Source organism: Bizionia myxarmorum, assembly GCF_008086205.1.
In the GTDB taxonomy this organism is placed as follows: domain Bacteria; phylum Bacteroidota; class Bacteroidia; order Flavobacteriales; family Flavobacteriaceae; genus Algorimicrobium; species Algorimicrobium myxarmorum.
In genome coordinates, this window is sequence record NZ_VSKK01000001.1 from 286,067 (window position 1) to 310,537 (window position 24,471).

At 33.9% G+C, this 24,471-nt stretch carries 25 protein-coding genes and 1 tRNA gene; 16 read left to right on the top strand and 10 right to left on the bottom strand.

What is annotated here, in order from left to right; translation table 11 throughout:
- The first annotated feature begins 129 nt into the window (after window positions 1-129).
- The 6 genes from pyrH (at window position 130) to ES674_RS01345 (ending at window position 8,111) form a co-directional block, all read left to right on the top strand.
- Window positions 130-837 carry a UMP kinase gene (gene pyrH / locus ES674_RS01320; protein ID WP_148402188.1) on the top strand — a complete coding sequence of 236 codons (708 nt, stop codon included), beginning with the start codon at window positions 130-132 and terminating at the stop codon, window positions 835-837.
- Between the two features lie 64 nt (window positions 838-901).
- The gene (frr, locus tag ES674_RS01325) at window positions 902-1,459 is read left to right on the top strand and encodes a ribosome recycling factor (RefSeq protein WP_148402189.1); all 558 of its coding nucleotides are present in this window, start codon (window positions 902-904) and stop codon (window positions 1,457-1,459) included.
- A gap of 490 nt (window positions 1,460-1,949) precedes the next feature.
- Window positions 1,950-4,367: an efflux RND transporter permease subunit gene (locus ES674_RS01330; protein WP_148402190.1), complete on the top strand. Its 2,418-nt coding sequence runs from the start codon at window positions 1,950-1,952 to the stop codon at window positions 4,365-4,367.
- Window positions 4,368-4,448: 81 nt separating this feature from the next.
- Complete coding sequence (gene asnS, locus ES674_RS01335; protein ID WP_148402191.1) at window positions 4,449-5,882, top strand: asparagine--tRNA ligase; 1,434 nt, start codon at window positions 4,449-4,451, stop codon at window positions 5,880-5,882.
- A 163-nt stretch (window positions 5,883-6,045) separates the two neighbouring features.
- Window positions 6,046-7,506, top strand: coding sequence for an RNA polymerase factor sigma-54 (rpoN, locus tag ES674_RS01340; RefSeq protein ID WP_148402192.1), 1,461 nt, complete (start codon window positions 6,046-6,048; stop codon window positions 7,504-7,506).
- Window positions 7,506-8,111 (top strand): hypothetical protein, encoded by a 606-nt coding sequence (locus tag ES674_RS01345; protein WP_148402193.1) that lies wholly within the window; start codon window positions 7,506-7,508, stop codon window positions 8,109-8,111. Before rpoN ends, ES674_RS01345 begins: the two co-directional genes overlap by 1 nt.
- A 142-nt stretch (window positions 8,112-8,253) precedes the next feature.
- Here ES674_RS01345 and ES674_RS01350 read toward each other — a convergent pair whose 3' ends face one another.
- From ES674_RS01350 to ES674_RS01395, 10 genes are all read right to left on the bottom strand, one after another.
- Window positions 8,254-8,961 (bottom strand): porin family protein, encoded by a 708-nt coding sequence (locus ES674_RS01350; protein WP_148402194.1) that lies wholly within the window; start codon window positions 8,959-8,961, stop codon window positions 8,254-8,256.
- Window positions 8,962-9,239: 278 nt separating this feature from the next.
- A complete protein-coding gene (locus ES674_RS01355; protein ID WP_148402195.1) occupies window positions 9,240-9,719 on the bottom strand; it encodes an ExbD/TolR family protein in 480 nt (159 codons plus the stop codon).
- Between the two features lie 16 nt (window positions 9,720-9,735).
- The gene (locus ES674_RS01360) at window positions 9,736-10,371 is read right to left on the bottom strand and encodes an ExbD/TolR family protein (RefSeq protein ID WP_148402196.1); all 636 of its coding nucleotides are present in this window, start codon (window positions 10,369-10,371) and stop codon (window positions 9,736-9,738) included.
- A gap of 2 nt (window positions 10,372-10,373) precedes the next feature.
- Window positions 10,374-10,826: a hypothetical protein gene (locus tag ES674_RS01365; RefSeq protein WP_148402197.1), complete on the bottom strand. Its 453-nt coding sequence runs from the start codon at window positions 10,824-10,826 to the stop codon at window positions 10,374-10,376.
- Window positions 10,827-10,853: 27 nt separating this feature from the next.
- Window positions 10,854-11,630 carry a MotA/TolQ/ExbB proton channel family protein gene (locus ES674_RS01370; RefSeq protein ID WP_148402198.1) on the bottom strand — a complete coding sequence of 259 codons (777 nt, stop codon included), beginning with the start codon at window positions 11,628-11,630 and terminating at the stop codon, window positions 10,854-10,856.
- 227 nt (window positions 11,631-11,857) lie between these two features.
- Window positions 11,858-11,945: transfer RNA gene (locus ES674_RS01375), tRNA-Ser, on the bottom strand.
- A 71-nt stretch (window positions 11,946-12,016) separates the two neighbouring features.
- On the bottom strand, window positions 12,017-13,048 hold the full coding sequence (locus ES674_RS01380; protein WP_148402199.1) for an asparaginase: 1,032 nt from the start codon (window positions 13,046-13,048) through the stop codon (window positions 12,017-12,019).
- A 2-nt stretch (window positions 13,049-13,050) separates the two neighbouring features.
- Window positions 13,051-13,818, bottom strand: a complete 768-nt coding sequence (locus ES674_RS01385) for a TatD family hydrolase (RefSeq protein ID WP_148402200.1) — start codon at window positions 13,816-13,818, stop codon at window positions 13,051-13,053.
- A 92-nt stretch (window positions 13,819-13,910) separates the two neighbouring features.
- Entirely contained in the window at window positions 13,911-14,648 is a 738-nt protein-coding gene (locus tag ES674_RS01390) for a tetratricopeptide repeat protein (protein WP_148402201.1), read from the bottom strand.
- A gap of 2 nt (window positions 14,649-14,650) precedes the next feature.
- On the bottom strand, window positions 14,651-15,232 hold the full coding sequence (locus tag ES674_RS01395) for an RNA polymerase sigma factor (protein ID WP_148402202.1): 582 nt from the start codon (window positions 15,230-15,232) through the stop codon (window positions 14,651-14,653).
- A 139-nt stretch (window positions 15,233-15,371) separates the two neighbouring features.
- On the opposite strand from ES674_RS01395, the gene ES674_RS01400 reads away from it, so the two are divergent.
- The 10 genes from ES674_RS01400 (at window position 15,372) to ES674_RS01430 (ending at window position 24,459) form a co-directional block, all read left to right on the top strand.
- Window positions 15,372-15,815, top strand: a complete 444-nt coding sequence (locus ES674_RS01400; RefSeq protein WP_148402203.1) for a hypothetical protein — start codon at window positions 15,372-15,374, stop codon at window positions 15,813-15,815.
- 199 nt (window positions 15,816-16,014) lie between these two features.
- Window positions 16,015-16,665 carry a hypothetical protein gene (locus ES674_RS01405; RefSeq protein ID WP_246125945.1) on the top strand — a complete coding sequence of 217 codons (651 nt, stop codon included), beginning with the start codon at window positions 16,015-16,017 and terminating at the stop codon, window positions 16,663-16,665.
- A 134-nt stretch (window positions 16,666-16,799) separates the two neighbouring features.
- Window positions 16,800-17,834: a hypothetical protein gene (locus ES674_RS01410; RefSeq protein WP_148402204.1), complete on the top strand. Its 1,035-nt coding sequence runs from the start codon at window positions 16,800-16,802 to the stop codon at window positions 17,832-17,834.
- Between the two features lie 211 nt (window positions 17,835-18,045).
- Window positions 18,046-18,243, top strand: coding sequence for a hypothetical protein (locus tag ES674_RS15520; protein ID WP_246125946.1), 198 nt, complete (start codon window positions 18,046-18,048; stop codon window positions 18,241-18,243).
- A 3-nt stretch (window positions 18,244-18,246) separates the two neighbouring features.
- Window positions 18,247-18,459, top strand: coding sequence for a hypothetical protein (locus tag ES674_RS15525; protein WP_246125947.1), 213 nt, complete (start codon window positions 18,247-18,249; stop codon window positions 18,457-18,459).
- Window positions 18,443-18,604: a hypothetical protein gene (locus ES674_RS15530; RefSeq protein WP_246125948.1), complete on the top strand. Its 162-nt coding sequence runs from the start codon at window positions 18,443-18,445 to the stop codon at window positions 18,602-18,604. Before ES674_RS15525 ends, ES674_RS15530 begins: the two co-directional genes overlap by 17 nt.
- 237 nt (window positions 18,605-18,841) lie before the next feature.
- Window positions 18,842-19,069: a hypothetical protein gene (locus ES674_RS15535; protein WP_246125949.1), complete on the top strand. Its 228-nt coding sequence runs from the start codon at window positions 18,842-18,844 to the stop codon at window positions 19,067-19,069.
- Window positions 19,070-19,405: 336 nt separating this feature from the next.
- Window positions 19,406-21,364, top strand: a complete 1,959-nt coding sequence (locus ES674_RS01420; RefSeq protein WP_148402205.1) for a DUF7849 domain-containing protein — start codon at window positions 19,406-19,408, stop codon at window positions 21,362-21,364.
- Between the two features lie 61 nt (window positions 21,365-21,425).
- Window positions 21,426-24,023: a CHAT domain-containing protein gene (locus ES674_RS01425; protein WP_246125950.1), complete on the top strand. Its 2,598-nt coding sequence runs from the start codon at window positions 21,426-21,428 to the stop codon at window positions 24,021-24,023.
- Complete coding sequence (locus tag ES674_RS01430) at window positions 24,004-24,459, top strand: retropepsin-like aspartic protease (protein WP_148402207.1); 456 nt, start codon at window positions 24,004-24,006, stop codon at window positions 24,457-24,459. Before ES674_RS01425 ends, ES674_RS01430 begins: the two co-directional genes overlap by 20 nt.
- Window positions 24,460-24,471 lie beyond the last annotated feature (12 nt).

Here is a 24,471-nt window from a genome sequence, read left to right on the forward strand (position 1 = left end):
TCTCCGAATTCGGAGAGGCTTTTTTATAATTTCCCTTAAAATTTCACAATTCAAAAAATAAAAAAATTATGTAGCTTTGCAAAACCTTAATTCCCAAATTAATTGGAAGCTCAAACATCTAAAGCAATCATGAAGTATAAACGAATTCTTTTAAAACTATCAGGCGAAGCATTAATGGGTAGCAGACAATATGGAATTGATCCTGTTCGTTTAGCTGAATACGCTTCAGAAATAAAAGAAATTACGGAAAAAGGTATTGAAGTTGCCGTAGTTATTGGTGGTGGTAACATTTTTAGAGGTGTTGCAGGCGCCAGCAACGGGATGGATCGCGTTCAAGGCGATAACATGGGTATGTTAGCAACCGTTATTAATGGTTTAGCACTACAAAGTGCTTTAGAAAACGCTGGTGTTCAAACGCGTTTGCAAACAGCTATTCATATTGAAGAAGTTGCAGAGCCTTTTATTCGCCGTAAAGCCATGCGTCATTTAGAAAAAGGACGTGTCGTCATTTTTGGCGGTGGTACTGGAAACCCGTATTTTACCACAGATTCAGCAGCCGTTTTAAGAGCTATTGAAATTGAAGCTGATGTTATTTTAAAAGGTACGCGCGTGGATGGTATTTATACCGCCGACCCTGAAAAAGATGCAACCGCTATTAAATTCGATCATATTTCTTTTGATGATGTCTTGCGAAAAGGCTTAAAAGTTATGGATACAACCGCTTTTACGTTAAGTCAAGAAAACGAATTGCCTATTATTGTTTTTGATATGAACAAAAAAGGCAATCTTTTAAAGGTGGTTTCAGGCGAAAACATTGGAACTAAAGTTAATTTATAATAGTACATTCACCGTTTTGGCTTGTTTTTTGAAACACGCGTAAAACACATAAAATTCTTTCAAAATGAACGAAGACATTCAATTTATATTAGATTCGGCTAAGGAATCTATGAACGCCGGAATTAGGCATTTAGAAAAACAGTTGGTAAACATTAGAGCTGGAAAAGCAAGTCCAGCTATGCTTGGTAGCGTTATGGTAGATTATTACGGATCTCAAACGCCGTTAAGCCAAATTGCCAATGTAAACACGCCAGATGGTAGAACGATTACAGTTCAGCCTTGGGAAAAAAATATGCTTCAAGAAATTGAACGTGGTATTATGCACGCCAATTTAGGTTTTAACCCAATGAATAATGGGGATCTTATTATAATAAACGTTCCGCCTTTAACGGAAGAACGTCGTATTAACCTTGCCAAGCAAGCGAAATCTGAAACTGAAGATGCTAAAGTAAGTATTAGAAGTGCCAGAAAAGATGCCAATAATGACATCAAAAAATTAGAGGACGCATCCGAAGATGAACAAAAAAATGCGGAAATAGTCATTCAAAAAATGACGGATACGTTCGTCACCAAAATTGATGGCATCTTTGATGTGAAAGAAAAAGAAATAATGACAATTTAATATATAAAAGCGACACTAAAATGTCGCTTTTTTCATTTTTACTTGACTGCTATTTATTCATTTGGAAACGTATTGTAGTTCTTATCAATAGCATGTTCAGTTTGTTTTGAGATGATGTTATTAAAGAAACTTTTTTAGAATTTACACGGCTTCAATTCCCACCATACTTCAGGTGTTTTCGAATTGCTAACCCTTTTTATTGCAATTCATAGGTATTTCTCGTTTTTTCTATCAGAAATATCAACCGTATTGAAAAACATCAAGAAATCACTTTCGGAATACTAGATAAAGGTTTCACGGAATCTCGTGTTGAAATCAGAACGCTACTTACTGTTTTTGGATGGAGTGAGTATTATAGTGACGGTAGTTACCATTACCTTAATTTTGAGGACCATATTGTTTTAAAGTTCAGTTTTAACGTGACATTATAGACCATAATCTCGAGTAATACTTTGCTTTTCCTTACCTTTGCCCCTGTTTTAATTATTCTATGTCTAAATTATTTTCAAAAAGTTTTTGGGATATTGTTGCGCGACTCATATTGCGGAACAAAATTGTCATACTCCTAGGTATTCTGGCTATTACCATATTTTTCAGCTTGCAATGGAAAAATATGCGTTTTACATATACCGAAGCCAACTTACTTCCAGATGATCATGAGGTGAATGTTGTTTACCAAAATTTCCTAGATATTTTTGGTGAAGAAGGCAACTTAATTGTTTTAGGTATTAAAGATTCTACATTATTTACGGTAGAAAATATGAATGCTTGGAATACGCTATCTGATCGATTCAAAGATTTTGATGCTGTTGAAGCCGTTATCTCCTTAAAAGATTTACAAAAGCTAGTAAAAGACACAGACAATGAGCGTTTCGTTTTAGAGCCTTTTATTAAGGATTCTATTCATTCCATTGCGGAATTGGACAAACTTCAAGACGAGCTCTTTAATCAATATCCTTTTTACGATAATGTTTTGTTCAATAAGGAATCGAAAACAATTCGTACGGCTATTTACATGAAGAAATCCATTGTAAATACGGCTGCACGTAAGGATTTTGTTTTTGATGAATTAATTCCCATCATTGAAGAATTTGAGCAAGCCACCAAAATGGACGTTCGTGTTTCTGGAATGCCTTATGTGCGAACCTTAAACGCCCAAAATATTGTTGATGAAATCGGTATTTTTATCGCCGGCGCACTTTTAGTAACCTCGTTTATATTCTTCCTCTTTTTCAGATCCATAAGAGCCACACTTATATCCATGCTGGTTGTATGTTTAGGCGTTATGTGGACTTTTGGAATTATTGGTCTTCTAAACTACGAAATCACAGTATTAACTGCTTTAATTCCACCATTAATTATTGTAATCGGTATTCCAAACTGTATTTTCTTAATTAATAAATACCAGCTGGAAGTTAAACTGCATGGTAATAAAGTAAGGTCTTTACAACGTGTTATTACCAAGGTTGGTAATGCTACTTTATTAACTAATTTAACCACTGCTGCTGGTTTTGGAACGTTTATTTTAACTCAAAGCTCCTTATTAGTAGAATTTGGTGTTGTTGCCTCATTAAGTATTTTATCCATTTTTATTTTATGTGTACTCATCATTCCCATTATTTACACGTATTTACCACATCCAAAAGATCGTCATTTAGAACATCTAAATAAAAAGTGGATTGGTGGTTTTGTAAACTGGATGGAGAAGATGGTGAGAGAAAGACGCATCACCATTTATATTGTAGCTATTACGGTATTAGTAACAAGTATTATTGGGATTTTTCAAATTAAAATTTCCGGAAGTCTAATTGAAGATATGTCTAAAGAGGCCGAATTCTTTGAAGACATTCGTTTTTTTGAAAAAGAATTTAACGGAATTATGCCTTTGGAAATTTTAATTGACACCAAACGCAAAAAAGGCGCAACCAAATTAGCCACGCTAAAGCGCATGGATCAATTGGAAGAGCTGATTGTTGAAACGCCAGAATTATCAAAACCAATTTCCATTGTTGGATTAGCAAAATATGCTAAACAAGCGTACACAAACGGAAACCCGAAATATTATCAGTTACCAACCAGTCAGGAAAATCTGTTTATTTCTTCTTATATAAAAAACTCGTCATCCAACGTAGACTTATTAAAGAGTTTTGTGGACAGTACGGGACAATATGCGCGAATTACTACCTTTATGAAAGATATTGGTACGGATAAAATGGAACGTATTGAAGAAAATCTTGAAAACGAAATAGCCAAAACATTTCCTAAAGAACAATATGATGTAACTATCACCGGAAAAGCACTAGTATTCCTGAAAGGAACCAAATATTTGGTTAAAAATTTAGCCATCTCCTTATCATTAGCCATTTTATTGATTGCCCTTTTAATGGCTTATATGTTTCGTTCTTTTAAGATGATTGTTGTTTCCTTAATTCCAAACCTATTACCATTAGTGATTACGGCGGGATTAATGGGTTATTTAGGCGTTCCAATAAAACCATCTACGATTTTGGTGTTTAGTATTGCTTTTGGTATTTCAGTGGATGATACCATTCACTTTTTGGCAAAATACAGGCAAGAACTTCAAGCTAATAACTGGAAAATTAAAAAATCTGTTTATGCCGCATTGCGGGAAGCTGGCGTAAGTATGTTTTATACATCCATAGTACTGTTTTTCGGGTTTTCCGTATTTACCGTGTCCAGTTTTGGTGGCACCGTAGCTTTAGGTGCTTTAGTTTCCGCAACCTTATTATTCGCCATGCTATCCAATTTACTTTTATTGCCGTCCCTTTTATTATCACTGGAACGCAGTATTGCCAATAAAGAAGATTTAAAAGAACCAAGTATCAATATTATTCCAGAAGATGATGACGATGATGATATTGAAATAGATGTCATTGACTCAAAATAAATAGACGAATCTTTTCAAAAATTGTACTTGACTTTTGATTCCTGAAACCATTATCTTTGTACTCTCTAATTTTTTATAACAATGAAAATGCATACTGTTGCTGAATTATTAAAAAAAGAAAACACACTCCACGAGGTAACTATTAAAGGCTGGGTGCGAAGCTTTCGCTCTAACCGTTTTATAGCTTTAAATGATGGCTCAACTCTAAATAATATCCAATGTGTTGTTAATTTCGAACAAACGGATGAAGCCCTTTTAAAACGTATTACTACGGGTGCCGCGGTTTCTGTTACAGGTGAATTAACCGAAAGTCAAGGACAAGGTCAAAGTTTAGAAATTCAAGTGAAAAGCATTGAAATTTTAGGCGATTCCGATCCGGAAACATATCCAATTCAACCTAAAAAGCATTCTTTTGAATTTTTAAGAGAAAACGCCCATTTACGTACTAGAACCAACACATTCAGTGCGGTTATGCGTTTGCGTTCATCCTTATCTTTTGCTATTCATAAATATTTCAATGAAAATGGCTTTTACTATATGCACACGCCTATTATTACGGGAAGTGATGCCGAAGGTGCAGGGGAAATGTTTCGTGTAACAGGATTAGACCCAAAAAATCCACCGTTAACGGAAGATGGGAAAGTTGATTATTCTGAAGATTTCTTCGGAAAAGAAACCAATCTTACCGTTTCTGGACAATTAGAGGCAGAAGCTTATGCTATGTCTCTTGGTAAAGTTTATACGTTTGGACCAACATTTAGAGCTGAAAACTCCAATACATCACGTCATTTAGCAGAGTTTTGGATGATAGAACCTGAAGTTGCTTTTATGGATTTAGCGGGAAATATGGATTTAGCTGAAGACTTTATGAAATCGGTTTTAAGTTATATTTTAAAGCATAATCAAGAAGATTTACAGTTTTTAAACCAGCGTTTACTAGACGAGGAAAAAACAAAGCCACAAGCAGACCGTTCTGATATGTCTCTTATTGAGAAAATTAGCTTTGTGGTAGAAAATAATTTCAAACGGGTAAGTTATACCGAAGCTATTGATATTTTAAGAGATTCCAAACCTAATAAGAAAAAGAAATTCAACTATATTATTGAAGAATGGGGTGCCGATTTACAAAGTGAGCACGAACGCTTTTTGGTTGAAAAACACTTTAAATGTCCGGTCATTTTATTTGATTATCCAGCAAACATTAAAGCTTTTTACATGCGTTTAAATGAAGATGGCAAAACAGTTCGCGCTATGGATATTTTGTTTCCAGGCATTGGCGAAATGGTTGGTGGATCGCAGCGTGAAGAACGTTTAGAAGTTTTAAAAGAAAAAATGAAAGCCTTAAATATTGATGAGGAAGAATTATGGTGGTATTTAGATTTACGTAAATATGGAACAGCTGTACATTCAGGATTTGGTTTAGGTTTTGAGCGTTTGGTTATGTTTGCAACGGGAATGGGTAACATTCGCGATGTAATTCCGTTTCCAAGAACACCTCAAAATGCTGAATTCTAACTTTATTTTTTAATTCTTAAAGAAACAATTCAAGTAATTTCTACTGATTTTCATTTTAAAATGGGAAAGCTCTAGAAAAAGACACTAAATTCACAAAACAATCTGCGTTAATCATTAAATGTAGATTGTTTTTTTTATTTTTATAAAAACCGAAACTATAATCATGCTCAAGCAGTTTTTACAATTTAAGCTCTCACAAAAGCTATCACCGCAGCAAATTCAATTAATGAAATTGATACAATTGCCTACGCAAGCTTTTGAACAACGTTTAAAACAAGAATTGGAAGAAAATCCAGCGCTTGAAAGTGGCAAAGAATCTTCAGAGGATGATTATGATGATGATTTTGACAATAGTCAAGATGATTATGACGATAGCGAAACCATCAACTCGGAAGATATTAATGTAGATGAGTATTTAAGTGATGATGAAGTTCCAGATTATCGCACACAAGCCAATAATTACAGTGCCGACGACGAGGAAAAAACTATGCCATACGCAGCTGGAACCTCTTTTACACAACATTTAAAAAGTCAGTTGAATACCTTTCGTCTGGATGAAGAAGAACGTGAAATTGCCGAATTCTTGGTAGGAAGCGTTGACGAAAGCGGATATATAAGACGCGAATTAATAGATATTACAGACGATTTAGCCTTTACTCAAAACGTCTATACCACTGTAGAAAAAATTGAAAAAGTATTAAGAACCATTCACGAGCTAGACCCTGCAGGTGTTGGGGCGCGCAATTTACAGGAATGTTTAAGCATTCAATTACATAGAAAGTCAAAAAATCCAGATGTGGAATTGGCAATCGAAATCATTGATAATGCCTTTGAACAGTTTACCAAAAAGCATTATAAAAAATTAATTCAGAAATTTGATATAACTGAAATGCAACTAAAAGACGCCATTCATGTTATTGAACATTTAAATCCGAAGCCAGGCGGATCATACGCCGGGAATAACCGAATTGTAGAACATGTGGTACCCGATTTTGCTATTCGCATTGTTGATGGGGAATTAGAGTTAACGCTTAACGGCCGAAATGCTCCAGAGCTACATGTATCGCGTGAATACAGCAACATGATGCAAGGTTATAAGGAAAGTAAGGAGAAATCTAAATCACAAAAAGATGCGGTTCAGTTTATCAAACAAAAACTGGATGCTGCCAAATGGTTTATTGAAGCTATTAGACAGCGTCAGCAGACTTTATTTGTAACTATGAGTTCTATTATGCATTACCAGAAAGAATTCTTCTTAACAGGCGATGAGCGTAAATTACGCCCTATGATATTAAAAGATATTGCCGATGAAATTGAAATGGACGTTTCAACCGTTTCACGTGTGGCCAATAGTAAATATGTAGATACACCTTACGGTACTAAATTAATTAAAGAGTTCTTTTCAGAATCCATGACTAATGATCAAGGTGAAGAAGTTTCGACACGTGAAATTAAAAAAATATTAGAAACGGTTATTGAGGATGAGAACAAACGCAAACCGATGACGGATGATGCTTTAGCAAAAATTCTTAAAGAAAAAGGCTATCCGATTGCTAGACGAACTGTGGCTAAATATCGTGAGCAATTGGATATTCCTGTGGCACGTTTACGCAAGAAAATCTAATGAAGTTTATTTTAAAGAGTATTTCGTTTATTTTTCATCCGGTTATAATGCCGCTTTTGGGTGTGATTTTTTATTTTTCGAAATCACCGCGTTATCTGCCCATGGAAATTATTCAGGCAAAGGTAGTATCCCTATTTATCCTCACTATTTTATTGCCTATACTACTCTACTTTCTATTGAAATCTTTAGGTAGAACATCTACTATCTATTTAAAATCTACTAATGAGCGTATTTTACCGCTTATATTAAACGCCATTATAATTCTTTTAGTAGTTTACAGAGTGCTGCCAAATGATGAGATAATAGAATTGTACTATTTTTTTATTGGTATTTTAATTTCCACTTTAAGTTGTTTGGTGTTGGCTATATTAAAGTTTAAGGCAAGTATTCACATGATGGCTGTTTCAGGCGTTTTCATGTTTTTCCTGGCTTTAAGTATTCACTTCAGCATTAACATTAATGGTAGTTTAGCTATAATGGCTGTTTTAATGGGTGCCATAGCCACCTCACGCTTACACTTAAAAGCGCATACCTATCCAGAACTTATAATTGGATTTTTTACAGGGTTAATTCCGCAGTTATTTTTGGTGAACTACTGGCTATAGATACCCAGATATTGGAGATTAGAATTAAGAATATAGACTAAACTATAAATCGTAAAGCCCAATGTTAAAAATGAAAAATCCTTCATTACATCAACATAGGGAAAAGCATTAGATTCGAGAAATCTTTTAAATAAAGAAGTGCTTAAAGGATATAGAATATTAAACCAATTTTAAGTGCATTCATATCCACCGATTCGTTATTTAAACTAGCGCCGCTAAAAATAGGGTTCAGGCCATAATACACATAGATATTCCAGGTATTATAACCAGCACTCATGGTTAAGCCATATTGAAAATCATTAAAAGAATCAATTTTACTGTTTTTAATGGTACCTAAATCGCCTCTAAATTTAGAGGAATTATAAAGAACGTATCCAATATTTACACCAGTATAAATACGCCAAAACTTATGCTCATCTGCGGTTGAAGTTCTCCAACGCAATTGCAATGGAATTTCCACCATATAGGTTGTAAACTTATTTTTTGTGTAGCTAATATCGTTTTTATCCAATATGGAATATTCTAATTCTCCCATAGCATCTTTAGCAATCAGGAAATTATGATTAAAGGAATTGGATGACAATCCCAAACCAACACCAAGTGCGACATTACGACGTTTGTTAACTGGGAAGTCGCGAATAAAGCCTAAATGAAAACCACTAGAAAAGCCACTTTGAGAAATTCCATCAGGTTTATTTCCTAATAAATTATAAGTAATAGCGAAGTAAAACTGATCTTCTCGGTACTTGGTATCAACTTCTTTTACAATAGAATCCTTCACTTCCTCAACTTGAGCTAAAACAGTATGTAAGGTTACAAATAGAAATAAAAATAGAAATATGTTTTTCATGTTGTATATAACAGAATATAATGAGTTGATAAGAAATCAAATAAAGAATTTAAAACACTTCAAATTAAATCATGTGTAGTTATAATATTCATTTTTATAACTTTTTAGTTGAAACACTCCCGAAAAATATTTTGGAGAGGAAAGCCAAATATTCGAAAGTACAATTGTAAATTTCACTCAATTAAAATTTAGGATGTAAATAAACTACAGAGTAAATTACAAAAAAAAGGCGTTATGATTTCTCAAAACGCCTATAATTATAAAATTAAGAATACTTATTATTTTGGACTGTCAATAAGATTTCCTTTACGCGTTTTATAGTTGATTTTAAGCGCATTTACTTCACGTAATTTTTGCTTAACATCAGATACAAGTCCCATATTGGTATCTTTATCAACACTTAATACAGTTGTTAAGAAAGGTACTTCTTCTTCACGTTTATCAGCACGTTCTGCAGCAATAAATGCTGGAATTTCTGAAACATCAGCAAACTTATCGTTTAACTGAATACGCGCTTCAGAACCAAATTGCTTATAAGATTCACTAGGCTTTCCTGCATAGATGTACATTAATAAATTACGCTTCGCTAACTTTTCAACTTGATCAGCTGCTGGTAAGCTATTTTTAATCTTTAATGTATCCTTACGCATAACCGTAGCAACCATAAAGAAGAATAACAACATAAATACAATATCAGGTAATGATGCTGTATTAACTGCTGGCATTTCGCCTCCTTTTTTCTTTTTAAATTTAGACATAAATGTTACGGTTTATCTAATTAGACTTTTTTGGTTCTGCTTCAGAAAACTTCTGTGGAATTAAAAGTTTAATATCTTCAAGCTTATCCTTTAATTGTGCTTTTCTTTCTGGAGATGTTCTCGCATCGTTATACTCAATATCTCCTTCTACAAAGTTAACACCCATATTTGGATATTTCTGTTCAAACTCGCGATTACGCAACACATTATAGGCTGCAATAATTTCGTTTTGAACGGCTATATAGGTTTCATAACTTGTGCCTCTATCATTTTGTAAAGAAATAATTGCTTTCTGAAAATTATCAGACGATTTAGGATTACGCTTACCTTTACAGGATTTACAAGCATCATCTCCCGTTCCACCACCATTGTCCAAAAAGGCAACAGCAGCTTTACGTAAATCTTTAAGCTTAATCAAATCTCCGTCACTTCCAGCTGCTTTTAGAAACAACTCGTTATTTCCGTTAACGGTTAATTGAAAAATATTTTTTTCTTTAATAATTGGCGGTTCCGTTTCCTCAATTGGTGGCAACTTTCGGTTAAGACCTGAATCTATTTCGATGGTAGTTGTTACCAAGAAGAAAATTAATAGTAGGAAAGCAATGTCGGCCATTGAGCCTGCATTGACTTCTGGTGCTGCTCTTTTTGCCATAATTATTTATCCGTTAGTTTTTTGACGCCCGATAATAACATAATTATCGCTGCAGCAGCTATTAATATATAGAATGCAAATATTCCTGCACCAACCAATTGCGATTCGCCTGATGTAACCTCCATACCATTATAGAAATAATTTGTTGTGTCACCACCAGAAACTACATACGCTACCACTAAAACGGCTGCAAAGACCCCTACACTAATAAGCGTGTTTTTAATGGTTGCTGTGTTTGTAAATAGGTTCTTTAAAACAAAAATAACAACAAACAATACTGCTATAAACATAATAACGTAGGCTACGTAAGCTAAAGGATCAACAATGGCTGTATCACCATCTAATGCTGAAGATTTAACTGCTTCATCACCTGCCGCAATTATTCTTGCTAGAAACACAATACCCAGAAGGCCGAGTATTCCTGCAAAGATTTTTAATATTTTGTGTAAATTCATAATTTAAAAAATTATTGCTGTTAATTATTACTTCTTGTATCTTATCAATAAATCCATTAGTGTAATGGACGCCTCTTCCATATCATTAACAATACTGTCAATTTTAGCGATAATGTAATTGTAAAAAATTTGAAGAATAATTGCAACAATTAAACCGAATACGGTTGTTAAAAGTGCTACTTTAATACCACCCGCAACTAAAGACGGTTGCATATCACCTGCAGCTTGAATTTTATCAAACGCTTGAATCATACCAATTACTGTACCCATGAATCCTAACATAGGAGCCAATGCGATAAATAATGAAATCCAAGATACATTTTTTTCTAATTGTCCCATTTGAACACCACCGTAAGCAATAACAGCTTTTTCAGCAGCATCAATACCTTCATCCGTTCTATCTAATCCTTGATAGAAAATAGAGGCAACAGGCCCTTTTGTATTTCTACAAACTTCTTTTGCAGCTTCAACACCACCTGATTGTAATGCATCTTCTACGTCTTGTGTTAACTTTTTAGTGTTTGTTGAAGACAGGTTTAAAAAGATAATTCTTTCAATAGCAATTGCTAAACCAAGAATTAAACATAATAATACAATCCCCATAAAACCTGGACCACCTTCAATAAACCGTTTTTTCAGTTCTTGGTGAAATCCTAATGACTCTTCAGCGGCAGTATCATCTGCGACCTCGTCTTGAATTGAAGTAACAACTGCGTTAGCACTTGAAATTGCACTTGTCGTTGCGTTAGCTGTTCCGAATGCCACAAAACACATGATGGCTAGGATAGAAAATAATCTTTTCATTTGTTCTTGTTCTTAATTTTATTAGTTAAAGTGTTAAAGATATAAAAAAAATGTAATTAAAAAATAAAAATTACAGCAGACTTATTTGAGAATTACTTGTGTACTTCATTCAAAACCGGCTACTATAACAAAAGCATCTAATGGTATTGATCCGTTAATTTAGAAATTATTACATTAATAATTTAATAACATCGTGATTAACAAACTCATACTAAAAAACACTTTTGCAGAGAGGAAGGGATTCGAACCCTCGATACCCTTTTGAGGTATACACGCTTTCCAGGCGTGCGCCTTCGACCGCTCGGCCACCTCTCTAAATTTGTTTTTTCTTACAGTCAGCCAAATAACGAAAAATCTTTATAAGGCGAAAATTTTGCGAGTTAATTTTATGCCATTTCTCCTCTTAAAGCAGTTTCGAATACCGTTTTAAAGGTTTTATTGGATATTTTCTCTCCTAAAAGGTACATGAGTTTGGTAATTGCCGCCTCCGTTGTAATGTCTTTTCCAGAAATTACGCCAATAGTCTTTAATTGTGAACTCGTTTCATACTGGCCCATATTAACGCTTCCGCCTGAACATTGCGTAATATTAATAATTTGAACGCCTCTTTTAATACTGTCCTTTATTAAACTTATAAACCAATCTTCAGTAGAAGCATTTCCAGCACCGTAAGTTTCCAATACCACACCTTTTACATTGGGATTTTGTAAAACACTCTCTAAAATAGTTTTAGAAATTCCTGGAAACAGCTTTATAAGCGCAATATTGGTGTCAAACAATTTATGTACTAACAGTTTTTTTCTTGCATTTGGCACAAACAAAGCTTCGGTATTTACCGTAAGATGCACTCCAGACTCCGCTAAATAAGGATAATTTAAACTTTCAAAGGCTTCAAAATGTTCTGCGTTAATTTTAGTTGTTCTGTTCCCTCTATATAATTTGTATTCAAAATATAAACCAACTTCTCTTATAACTGGTCTGTTTCGCACTTGCAAGGACGCCATTTGTATAGACGTAATTAAATTTTCTTTGGCGTCGGTTCGTAAATCACCAATTGGTAATTGCGATCCTGTTAGAATTACGGGTTTTGCTAAATTTTCTAACATGAAACTCAAGGCCGATGCCGTATAACTCATGGTATCGCTGCCGTGCAACAGCACAAACCCATCAAAATCATCATAATTAGTCTCAATTATTTCCGCCATTTGCACCCAGTATTCCGGGCTCATATTGGAAGAATCTATAGGCTCGTCAAAGGAAATCGTTTCAATATCACAGGCTAAAAGCTTCAATTCAGGAATTCGTTTTAATAAATTATTAAAGTCGAATGCCTTTAAAGCTCCCGTATTGGGGTTTTTAATCATCCCAATTGTTCCACCAGTATAGATTAAAAGGATTTTTGGACTTGTGTTCTCCATATTTATATTTTAAAAATGGCTTTTGAATTTTCCGTAGTGATGTCAGCTATTTCTGCTTCTGGCTTTTCATATAATTCTGATAATTTCTCCAATACCTTAATTATATGAGCACTTTCATTGCGTTTACCACGGAATGGTTTGGGAGCAAGATAAGGCGAATCGGTTTCCAAAACAATGTGTTTTAAATCGATTTGATTCAAAAACTGATCTATTTTTCCGTTTTTGAAAGTCACAACGCCGCCTATTCCAAGTTTCATATTATAGGATATAGCTTGTTTGGCTTGCTCCAAAGTACCAGTGAAGCAATGGAAAATTCCGAATAAATCATCGGACTTCTCTTCTTCTAAAACTTCAAAAATTTCATTAAAAGCATCGCGACAATGAATCACGATAGGCAATTTATATTTTTTAGCTAATTGAATTTGATGTATAAAAGCATTTTTCTGAATTTCTAATGTAGACGTATCCCAATACAAATCGATACCAATTTCGCCAATAGCATAGAAGCTTCTTTTGGATAACAACTCTTCAACATGAGCTAATTCGGCTTTATAATTTTCTTTTACCGATGTGGGATGCAAACCCGTCATTAAAAAAACCTGATCTGGAAAATCAGATTCCAATTGCATCATGGCTTTGGTGTATGTAGAATCTATTGCGGGAATAAAAAATCTTGAAACGCCAGCATCTATAGCGCGCTGCATCATGTCTTTTCTGTCTTCATCAAAAGCGTCACTATATAAATGGGTATGTGTATCGGTAACTATCATTTTGCAAAAATAAAAAAGTAACCACCAATGTGATTACTTTCTACTTTATAATTTTTATTTCAAGTGATATGTTCTTAAAACCTCAACGCCATTTAATCTAATTTATTCAAGAGTTTCTGTGATTTTGGATAATCTTCCGCATCTTCAGGAATGGTTTTCAAGATATCTACACAAGCAGCTTCATCTTTTTGTTTCAGCTTACTTAAGGCCAAGTACCAGGTGGCTTTATTTTTATAAACCGATGGTGTTTTCATAATGTCATTAAAAAGCGCATCTGCTTTCTCGTATTTATTAAGCTCAACTAAAGAGACTGCTTTATACAGTTGGTATTCCATATTGTTTGCATCTGTAATTAATAATTCCGAAAAATAGGTTTCTGCATCCTTATAATTATGATTATTAAAAGCCGTTTCAGCTTTTTGCAATGTTTCGTCTTGAGAACCTCTAACGGTTAAACTTATGGTTCCATAATTAGCGAAATCATTATAAACAGGGTTTGAAAATTGTTGCTCAATAAATAAGCCAATGACTAAAATAGCCGCGGCTGCAATGGAATAAAACCAAGGGTTGATTCGTTTCTTCTTGGTTTTCGTAGAAGAAGCATCTTGAAAATAATTAGAAGACACTTTTTCTAATTGACTTTTAAAGGCCTCGCTTTTTTCAGCATTGTTAAAATGATTTTCAACAAATTGAGAAACGTTTTGATAGGTTTGAAAAGCCTCCAAATAATCTGGGTCAGTTCCGAGTCGGGTTTCAAAGATTTTAACAGCTTCCTGATCCAAGTTTCCAGAAAGATAATCTTCGAATGCATTATAATCTTGATCTTGCATGGTTACGATTTTAGATTGTTATAACGTGGCGACTTCTGAACCATTTTGGTAAGACTACCGATACATAAGGATTTCTTTTTTCTTGCATAAGCATAACTAATCCCTAAACTTTCGGCGACCTCTTCCATAGTGTTTATTTTAAAAGTAGCTTTTAATAAATCTTTACAGGCTTGTCCTAATTTTTCAAACATTTCTGTAAATAATTCATGTTGCTCTTCAAATAACGTGGTTTCAAAAGCGAGCTCTTGTACGTCGTCATCTTTAGATAACACCTCTTCGTTAATTGTTACCTCTTTATTTCCTGTTTTTTTTAATTGGTTAAGCCATTTGCGTTTGCAGAGCAAGAAAAAATACGCATCGAATGGGCAAGTCAGTTGTAATTTTTTTTCGGTGGCTTGATTATATATGGTGATAATGGTTTCCTGAATCACATCTTTAGCCTGTGTTTCATCGCCGCTATTCATTTTAATGTAGTTAATAACTTTTGGCGCAAACTTATCATATATAGATTGAATCACGAAGGCGTTATTTTGAATCAACCCTTCAATATACTTCTGATCTTCGTGAATGTTTTTTTGGCTCATGAACCCTTAAATTTTAACGAATTTAAAAAAACTTCACCTAATACCGGTAACAATTTTAAAATGCTTTTGATATAAGGTTGTAAGCGTAAAATTCTCGCAAACAAAAAATTACACATATTAATCCATAAAATTTTAAGTCATGAAAAATTCAATATTAAGTATCGCCGTTGTAGCATTATCTTTTTTACAAGTACAAGCTACTGAAAACAAAACTATGTTAGACTCAACAATTTCTGCTGAAAATGTATCAGCCCAAAAAATCGTTCAAGTTTATGATTGGAACGTAACAACCACTAAAAATTCCTATTCTGGAACATCTCTAGATATAGAGCACGCTAATAGGATGATTGCCTTGGTTAGTTCAGGTGAGATTATTTTAGACAAAAAAGTAGAAAGCTATTATATGATGCAAAATGAAGCTACAGATAATAATAACAGACTTTATTTTTGGGAAGTTACTAGCAGCAAAGGTTATGCTAAAGGATTCTCATCCACAGAATATGATGCAAACCATATGATAAAGTTAGTTGCATCTGGCGATATCATATCCTCTAAAATTATTATTAGTGGAATTATAAAATAAAAAAACAGTAAGATGCTATTTAGAGGGAACTGAGAACTTCAACTCAGTGACACGAAGAGTCTTTCATTAATTTGAAAGACTCTTTTATTTTTAAGAAATCTTATAAAATGCACATTGTTTTAAAAAATTTCAAAAAATAGGGTAACAAAAAGAACCCTGTCTTTATATAAGGATGAATAACAATTTAAAAACAAGTATTATGAAAACAGCAAATCAATTTCACGCTTATTTACAAAGTTTTAATAACGTGAGCAATTATGCAAGAATAGGTTTTGGAATAGCCGCTATAGGATTATTGGCCTTAACAAGCTGTAGTTCTAATGATGATGAAATTATCCTTGTAAATAACATTTGTGATGTTAGTTATGTAAGTACGCCCATCACCGATTTATTTTCTACAGCAAATGGCTATGATGATTTACCGGAATATATGGATTTAGAAACACATCAATACCGCATGAAAATAAATGCAAATGGTGAAATATGCAGTGTTGGTTATCAAAATCCAAGTACTTGGACTGGTAGTTATCTAATAGTTATAAAAAATGAAACTACAAGTCTGCAAACTTCTGCGATACGTTCTTTTTCACAAGCACAATTGGAATACAAAAGCATAACACCTTTGGTTGTAAATTCGGGCGACATCGTTAGTGTGGAAAGAACCATATTCGGTTATACATCAATTTCTGAAACAGTGGGCAGAATATTAAGAAAATCAGATTATACAGATGTTCCCTATCCAATAGTTCAAGGAAATGTAGAATTTTTAAGTTCTAATTTCTATGGTGCTGGTGGTCCAGTTCCAAATATTGGCCAGCCTTATATTCCAGTAGGTTTCAGATTAAACTAAAGTAACAAATTACTGCGAATGGAGTTCTTGATGTAAAATTATAGCTAATAATGAAAAATAATCCAAAACTGGGTAACAAAAAGACACCTGTTTTTTATATAAGGATGAATAACAATTATAAAACATATACTATTATGAAAACAATAAATCAATTTCACGCTTATTTAAGGCCTTTAAATACCGTGAGCAATTATGCGAAAATAGGATTTGGAATAGCCGCTTTAGGCTTAATAGCTTTAACAAGCTGTAGCGCCAACGATGACTCTAATGATTTAAACCACGGTCCAGGATTTGATATCCCGTCCGCTCAAGATTTTGCTAATGTTAGAAGCCAAGCTTTAAACAACATCACCCAAAATTTTCAATTTAATGCAGACGACGGTATGATTTCATTAACATCAGATAATGGTGTTGCAATTACTATTAACGCCGGATGTTTAACTAAAAACGGCAATCCTGTTACTGGAATGGTAGATTTAGAATATGTAGAAATATTTGAAAGAGGAAATATGCTAACTACCAATAAACCAACTATGGGATTAATGGCTAATGGCGGTAAAAAACTAATTATTACTGGAGGCGAATTCTTTTTTGAAGCCACACAAGGTGATGTTATTTTAGAAACCAATTGTGCTTTGCAAATTGTAGCACCTAGCGCTTTAACTGGCGGATTTGATCCAGATATGATTTTATGGACGGGTGTTATTGATGCTGATGGCGATTTAACTTGGGAAGAACAAGCTAATCCTACAGGACAAGGTGGCGTTTTCCCAGATAACAATAATGATTATTTAGCCTTTATACAAAATTTTGGCTGGACAAACATTGATCGTTTTTACAACGACCCTAGACCAAAAACTACTATTTATGCACAAGCGCCAGTAGGCTATAACTACACTAATAGTGCTATTTACGTATCATTTGATGGCGAAGCATCAGGCCTTGCAACTTTAGACACCTATGCAAACGGATTATTTAGCGAACATTATGGCGAAATTCCTGTTGGATTAGAATGTCACCTGATTTTCACATCAGAAGTAGAAGGCGTTTGGAGATATGCTATTAAACCCTATACAATCGTGGCCAACCAAATTATTACGTTTACAATGATGGAAACCGCTATTGCTAGTGAAGCTGACTTGATTGACATGGTGAATAATTTACCGTAAATCCAACTTAAACATATATAAGACGCTATTTTGAGGGAACCGAGCACTAAACTCGGTGAAAAAAGCGCCTTTCATTAATTTGAAAGGCGCTTTTAATTTTTAAAATATCTAAACCATTCTAAAACTTTTTGATTTTTCTTTAAAAACAGGGTAACAGAACACCGGTGCTTTTGATATAAGAATGAATAACCTTTTAAAATTCTAAATAATTATGAAAACTAGTATAAAATTTCACAAGCAAAAACATGTTTCAGCTGAAATACGTAGTAACTTCAAAATATTTTTTAGTCTACTAACTGTAGCAGTTATTTCCTTAACGGGTTGCAGCTCCAATGATAATAGTATTGCAGCAGTTTCACCTCAAGCTGATGTACCTTCAGCCCAGGATTTCGCCAATATTAGAAGCTAGGCGTTGAATAACATAACACAACACTATCAATTTAATGCAGACGATGGCATGATATTTTTAACATCAACTAATGGTGTAGATATTTCTTTAGATGCTAATTTTCTAACCAAAAACGGAAATCCCGTAACTGGATTAGTGGATTTAGAATATGTGGAAGTTTTTGCCAAAGGGGATAATGCTAACCACCAACAAAACTACCATGGGAATAAATTCTAATGGAAATAAAGTAATGATTATAACCGGTGGTGAATTTTTCTTGGAAGCCACACAAAACGGAGACGTTTTAGATACGAGTTGCGCTATACAAATAGAGGTACCGACAGCATTAACCGGCGGTCCAGATCCAGATATGATTTTATGAACAGGCAACATTGATAGCAATGGCGATTTAACTTGGGATCCCCAAGATCTTAACGGACATGGCGTTTTTGTTAGCGGCAGTAATTACTCTGCTTTTTTCCAAAATTTTGGTTGGACCAATATTGATAAATTTTATTTAGATCCTAGACCTAAAACAACCATCCATGTACAAGCTCCCGCAGGTTATAATTATAATAATAGTGCCATTTATTTAGCCTATGCTAACGAAGATTTTGGATTGTCAATTTTAACTGAATTTGAAAACGGTGTGTTTTCAGAGTATTATGGCGAATTGCCTATTGGATTAGATTACCATTTTATTTTTACAACCGTAGTAGATGGAAATTGGAGATATAGTGTAAAATCGGCCACATTAGCCGAAAATCAAATGTTAACGTTTTCAATGGAAGAAACAGCTATCGCAACAACTGCCGAATTAGTTTCTATAGTTAACGCATTACCATAAAAAAACAAAGCATTCCGCTAAAGACATTTAAGATGCTATTTTGAAGGAACCGAGCTCTCCACTCGGTGACAAAAAAGCCTTTCATTAATTTGAAAGGCTTTTTTAATAAGAATACACTTTTCCCGTTAATTCAGTTAAAAAAAATCAAAAAATAGGGTAACAAAATAGTGCTGTTCTTGATGTAAGGATGAAGAAACACGTTTTTCTATTAGAAATAAAAAACGAAACACAATTAAAATTTACAGTTAATAGTTTGCCTTGATTTAACCTGACAAGAGGCGATGGTTGTAATAACCGTCGCTTTTTGTATTTTAGCACGTATCTAACCGAATCACTATGAGAATTTGTTTTACATTTTTAGTCTTTAGTTGTTGTTTACAATGGCTTTCTGCACAGGATACTCAATCTCCAGACAGTATTGTTCGCATGGCTAACATTAAGCATAATGTGGAAGGAACTGCCATTCAGTTTTCACCTGAAGCGCCCCCTTTAGAGCAAATTGCTGGAGCGCCAAAAGCGTTCTATTCCTATTATTGGGAATTTGACGACGGAACATATAGTAAAATTGAAAACCCGAAACATACGTATAAAAAACCAGGTGATTATGAGGTGAAACTTTGGGCAACTAATCATTATGACACCGGAAAGCCACCAAGTACGCGGCCAATGAAAATGAGCATTACCAATTCGGAAAAATCATTTCAGGATCAAGCTTCCATGAGTGAAGATTTCATTTTAGAACGCAATAGAGAACCTATGCCTGAAGAAAACATCGTGCTGATTTTGCGTTATAAAAATTATTTGAATCATACCACCAACGGAAAATTGTACTTGTTTTACAATGAACAAAAGTACAAAGCTGATAATTTCAATATTGAAGATATCCGTTCTTATCATGATGAAAAACAAATCACGTCTCCAGATTTTGCAGTAACTAAATCTATTGATGAATTGGATCGCACTTTTTTAGCATCAGCAGAAAACGGTTTACTTGCACTTAAAGCAAAACCACAAGACTCTACAGTTAAAACCAATTTACCATTAACACTGGAAGAATCTAAAGCTTATTATAGAAATTCAGAACAATTTGAATTTAATAATATGGCACCGAATGAAGAACGTAATTTATTTTTCACGCTACGAACGCCACCTGAAATGTTGAAAGATACCAGCGCTATTATTTCCATTCGTGGCGTTTATGTTCCAGATTCTAATTATGATAATCATAAAGTGAAAGATATGGAAATGGAGATTGTAACGTCTCACGACCCTAACAAAATGGCGAGTAATGGTACGTTTATGAATTACCGCTTAGTCCGATTTAAAACATTAAAATATAAAATCAAATTTCAGAATAATGGCGAAGGTCCAGCCAACACCATCCGCTTGGAAACCGATATTCCAGAAATGTTAGATAAATCAACAATAGTCGTTACAGATATGTATCCACAATGTGTTATTTGTCCGAAAGATCAGGAGGTTCGCTACAGTTGCTTGGATACAACCTTTACAGACACACAAGCTATCTTCACCTTTAAGAACATCTATTTACCGGGAAGCGAGCAAAAAAATGTGAAGGAATACGATTCTACCAAAGGCTTTGTAAAGTATAATATTAAATTTTCAAAAGATTTTCATAAGCAAAAAACAAAAAGTAGAACAGCCATTATTTTTGATAAAAACGATCCCATTATCACCAATTACTCAACTACCCGATTCGTTCCAGGCATTTCAATTGGTGCAAAAGTAGGTTATAATGCCTTTTCAAATTTAAAAAACTCCGAGAGCTATTTTCTAGGCGCTACTATTTCACCTTATAAATCTTATCGTTGGTATTGGCAAGTGGAGTTGCTAAACAGTTTTCATAAGTATGAGGGTGCGTTTAGCATTTCCGAAGAACTTATAGACAGAGCTCAAGGTATCCAGTATCTAGAACGCACAACCAAGAGATCAAGTTATCATAACGTAGATTGGGAAATTCCAGTATTAATGCGTTATAATATTAATAATTTTATTGGAGTTGGCGCCGGATTACAAGGCATGCTAACCATTAGCGAAAAAGAGAATAGATCTGTTTTAGTAGAACAATTTGAAGGATTCAATGACGATTTTTTCCTAAACAGTAGCACATCTTCTACTGAATATTCTGATAGATTTACCAATTTTAAGGCTGGATTATTATTAGATGTTACCGCTGGTTTCTCTAGAATTGGCCCAAGTTTAGGCGCACGATATGTTTTAAATTTTAAAGACAATTTTAATTATTGGCAGTTGTATGCTATTTGGAAATTCTAACTTTCACCTGACCATTACAACTCTTAAAAAACCTTTCAAGCATTTGAAAGTATTCTGGAACATGACCAAGGATATACATCTTAAGTTTTGCCTATTAGCCATCCTTGTTTTTGTTCAAAATTCACTATTTTCTCAAAATTTAGAGGAAACTATTTATTCTAAAACAGAAACTTTTATTGCCAATAAAAATCCTAAATCCTATGATGTTTTAATTAAACAAGAGTCAGCTTTTAAAGATGACATCTCATCAAAAGACGAGCAATTAGCTTATGTGTTTCTACTTTGTAATAAAGCTTACTATTTGATGGAAAACAACCAACTTCCAGAGGCCATTTCCAATTATGAAAATGCTCAAAAGCGTTATAACGCCCATAAACTTTCCAATATGTCTGATTTTGATATTACGGAATACTGCTTAAAACCACTTGGTAATTTATACACGAAAACAAATAATTATACCAACGCCGAAAATACCATCAAGTATTATATTAATCTAGCTGATAAAAGCAATAATACTTCACATTATATTTCTGGAATTATTAACCTAGCCGTTTTGTACCAAACGCGCGGGATGCATGAATCGGTTTTAGATTTAATTAAACAAACAGAGAAAATATCAAGTATTCCGAAGCGGCAAAAAGAAAAACTTCACACACTGAAAACTTCTAGTTTAATTGCTTTAAATAGATCTAATTCTACAAACAGTAATGTAGATTACTCAAAGTCAGGCACCACTTATAATGAACATCAATTACAGTATGAGTTGGCACTAAATCAGGGTGATTATGAAGCAGCTTTAAAATATCATAATTTAGCAATTTCATTTCAAAAAAAGGACTCCTTTACTGCAAGAGAAATAGCCAAAACACATTTAGAAAAAGCACAATTACACTATTTATTGACTGATTATAAAAAAGCGAATCAGAATTTGGAGATTTCGTTGCAAACTTTACTTCCTAATTTGGAACCATACGCCATTCCTGAAAGAACCAGCTTGTATGCCGAAAATACGTTTATAGATATCTTTGATTTGCTGGCGAGGCTTCAAAGTAATCCGGAAAAAGCACTGCAGTATTATAGTTTAAGCTTTTATGTATCGAATTTATTGACAATTTCGGTTACCTCGCAAGAATCTAAAATAGCGAACCAAAGCGCGAATAGAAAACGAAGCGAATATTGCCTAGACTTACTATTTGAGATGTATCAAAAAACGGGAGGTTTAGACATTTTTGAACGTGCTTTAAATTATTCTGAAAATCAGAAAGCTTCTGTTTTAAAAGCCGTTTTTGAAAAAAAAACGTTGTTAGACCAACATCCAAAAGATTCATTTTTAATAAAAGAACAGCAGCTTTTAATGCAACAAGAACGGTTGACCGATGTATTAATTAAAACACAATTGGGTTATGAAATTTCAAAAAATGACAGCCTGAACAAACAGCTTTTGGATATTAGCATTCAGCTTAAAACGCTTCAGAATAAAATTGCGCTGAAGTATCCGCAAGCAGAAACCCATATTTCAATTTCAAAAATCAGATCGCAATTATTAACCGATCAAGCAGAAATGGTGGTTTATTATTATGGGCAAAGAAGCTTGTATCAATTTATTATTTCACAAGAAAACACGATTTTCAATAAAATCGCAATAAACGAAAAATTTAAAAATAGTGTTACGGATTTCATTCACTTATTTGATAATCCAGCAGCCATTAACAATAATATTAAGGCATTTACCAGCCAAGCTTTTTCTTTATATCAGCAACTTCATGTGGGTGAAATTTCTTCTGCCAAGAATGTTCTCATTATTCCAGATGGGTTGCTCAACTTTTTACCCTTTGAAGCGCTGCTGACCAAAGCTACGGAATCTAATAACTTTTCAAATATGCCTTTTGTGGTGATACAGCAAGCAGTTGTATACAATTCTAATATAGAGCTGTATTTAGATCCGCAGAAAACGTCCAAAACGAAAAAATTATTGGGTATTTTCCCTGTTTTTGAATCCAGTAATCAGCCACTCACCTATTCTATTAAAGAAGCTGAATCCATCAAAAGTGCAACGGGAGGCACTATATTAATGCACAATAGCGCAACCAAACAAAGCTTTATAGAAACCGCTTCAAATTATACTATTTTACATCTTTCCACTCATGCTACTGGCGGCGATTTCACCAATCCGGCAAGTCTTGCTTTTTCAGATGAACCCATGATGCTAAACGAATTGTATAGCATGTCTATTAATCCAGATTTGGTGGTTTTAAGCGCTTGCGAAACCGGTATTGGCAAACTTCAGAAAGGCGAAGGTGCTTTGAGTATTGCCCGTGGTTTTCAATATGCGGGCGCTAAAAACGTTTTATATTCCTTATGGCAAATAAATGATGCTTCCACCGCGCAGTTAATGACCCTATTTTATAAATCATTTCAAAAAACGGAATCAGCTTTTACGGCTAATAGACAATCAAAATTAAATTATTTACAAGACCCTGAAATTAGTGCTGTAAAAAAATCTCCTTACTATTGGAGCGCCTTTGTTTACTATGGAAAATTAGATGCTCCAAAAGATACAAACCTCACGCTTTATTACGTATTAGGATTTTTAACGCTGATATTTATTGTATTTTTGATATTAAGAAAACGCATAATTAATGAGCGAAAAAGCAGCTAAAAGTCTGAAAGATTTTCTTTTGGAAAAAGGGTATACTAGGACCAAATTAAAGTTAACAAGAACCAATCATTTTGAAATAAAAGCTACTATAAACGGCATTAAAGGGTTGTTTATTCTAGATACTGGTGCATCCAGTTCTTGTGTAGGTTTTGAAGCTATTGAAACCTTTAAGCTGAAAGTCATAGATTCTGAAATGAAAGCTGCCGGTGCTGGCGCCATTGATATGCTAACGCAGATTTCAAAAATAAATCAGGTTAAAATCGGCAAATGGAAACAAGATAAAGTTCCCTTAATTTTATTCGATTTAACCCATGTGAACACAGCTTTAATAAGTCATAATTCACAACCTGTTGATGGTATTATTGGCGCTGATATTTTAAAAAAAGGAAAAGGTATTATTGATTACGAAACAAAATATTTATACTTAAAAATGTAAGAAAAACTATAC

Bases quoted from the DNA above. Each gene is read 5' to 3' on its own strand.
- ES674_RS01385 (WP_148402200.1), bottom strand. From the start codon at position 13,818: ATGATAGTTACCGATACACATACCCATTTATATAGTGACGCTTTTGAT.
- ES674_RS01430 (WP_148402207.1), top strand. From the start codon at position 24,004: ATGAGCGAAAAAGCAGCTAAAAGTCTGAAAGATTTTCTTTTGGAAAAA.
- ES674_RS01405 (WP_246125945.1), top strand. From the start codon at position 16,015: ATGAAAACAGCAAATCAATTTCACGCTTATTTACAAAGTTTTAATAAC.
- ES674_RS01350 (WP_148402194.1), bottom strand. From the start codon at position 8,961: ATGAAAAACATATTTCTATTTTTATTTCTATTTGTAACCTTACATACT.
- pyrH (WP_148402188.1), top strand. From the start codon at position 130: ATGAAGTATAAACGAATTCTTTTAAAACTATCAGGCGAAGCATTAATG.
- ES674_RS01370 (WP_148402198.1), bottom strand. From the start codon at position 11,630: ATGAAAAGATTATTTTCTATCCTAGCCATCATGTGTTTTGTGGCATTC.
- ES674_RS01400 (WP_148402203.1), top strand. From the start codon at position 15,372: ATGAAAAATTCAATATTAAGTATCGCCGTTGTAGCATTATCTTTTTTA.
- ES674_RS01420 (WP_148402205.1), top strand. From the start codon at position 19,406: ATGAGAATTTGTTTTACATTTTTAGTCTTTAGTTGTTGTTTACAATGG.
- rpoN (WP_148402192.1), top strand. From the start codon at position 6,046: ATGCTCAAGCAGTTTTTACAATTTAAGCTCTCACAAAAGCTATCACCG.
- ES674_RS01360 (WP_148402196.1), bottom strand. From the start codon at position 10,371: ATGGCAAAAAGAGCAGCACCAGAAGTCAATGCAGGCTCAATGGCCGAC.
- ES674_RS01395 (WP_148402202.1), bottom strand. From the start codon at position 15,232: ATGAGCCAAAAAAACATTCACGAAGATCAGAAGTATATTGAAGGGTTG.
- ES674_RS01330 (WP_148402190.1), top strand. From the start codon at position 1,950: ATGTCTAAATTATTTTCAAAAAGTTTTTGGGATATTGTTGCGCGACTC.
- ES674_RS01355 (WP_148402195.1), bottom strand. From the start codon at position 9,719: ATGTCTAAATTTAAAAAGAAAAAAGGAGGCGAAATGCCAGCAGTTAAT.
- asnS (WP_148402191.1), top strand. From the start codon at position 4,449: ATGAAAATGCATACTGTTGCTGAATTATTAAAAAAAGAAAACACACTC.
- ES674_RS01425 (WP_246125950.1), top strand. From the start codon at position 21,426: ATGACCAAGGATATACATCTTAAGTTTTGCCTATTAGCCATCCTTGTT.
- ES674_RS01380 (WP_148402199.1), bottom strand. From the start codon at position 13,048: ATGGAGAACACAAGTCCAAAAATCCTTTTAATCTATACTGGTGGAACA.
- ES674_RS01365 (WP_148402197.1), bottom strand. From the start codon at position 10,826: ATGAATTTACACAAAATATTAAAAATCTTTGCAGGAATACTCGGCCTT.
- ES674_RS01345 (WP_148402193.1), top strand. From the start codon at position 7,506: ATGAAGTTTATTTTAAAGAGTATTTCGTTTATTTTTCATCCGGTTATA.
- ES674_RS15520 (WP_246125946.1), top strand. From the start codon at position 18,046: ATGAAAACTAGTATAAAATTTCACAAGCAAAAACATGTTTCAGCTGAA.
- ES674_RS01410 (WP_148402204.1), top strand. From the start codon at position 16,800: ATGAAAACAATAAATCAATTTCACGCTTATTTAAGGCCTTTAAATACC.
- frr (WP_148402189.1), top strand. From the start codon at position 902: ATGAACGAAGACATTCAATTTATATTAGATTCGGCTAAGGAATCTATG.
- ES674_RS01390 (WP_148402201.1), bottom strand. From the start codon at position 14,648: ATGCAAGATCAAGATTATAATGCATTCGAAGATTATCTTTCTGGAAAC.
- ES674_RS15530 (WP_246125948.1), top strand. From the start codon at position 18,443: ATGGGAATAAATTCTAATGGAAATAAAGTAATGATTATAACCGGTGGT.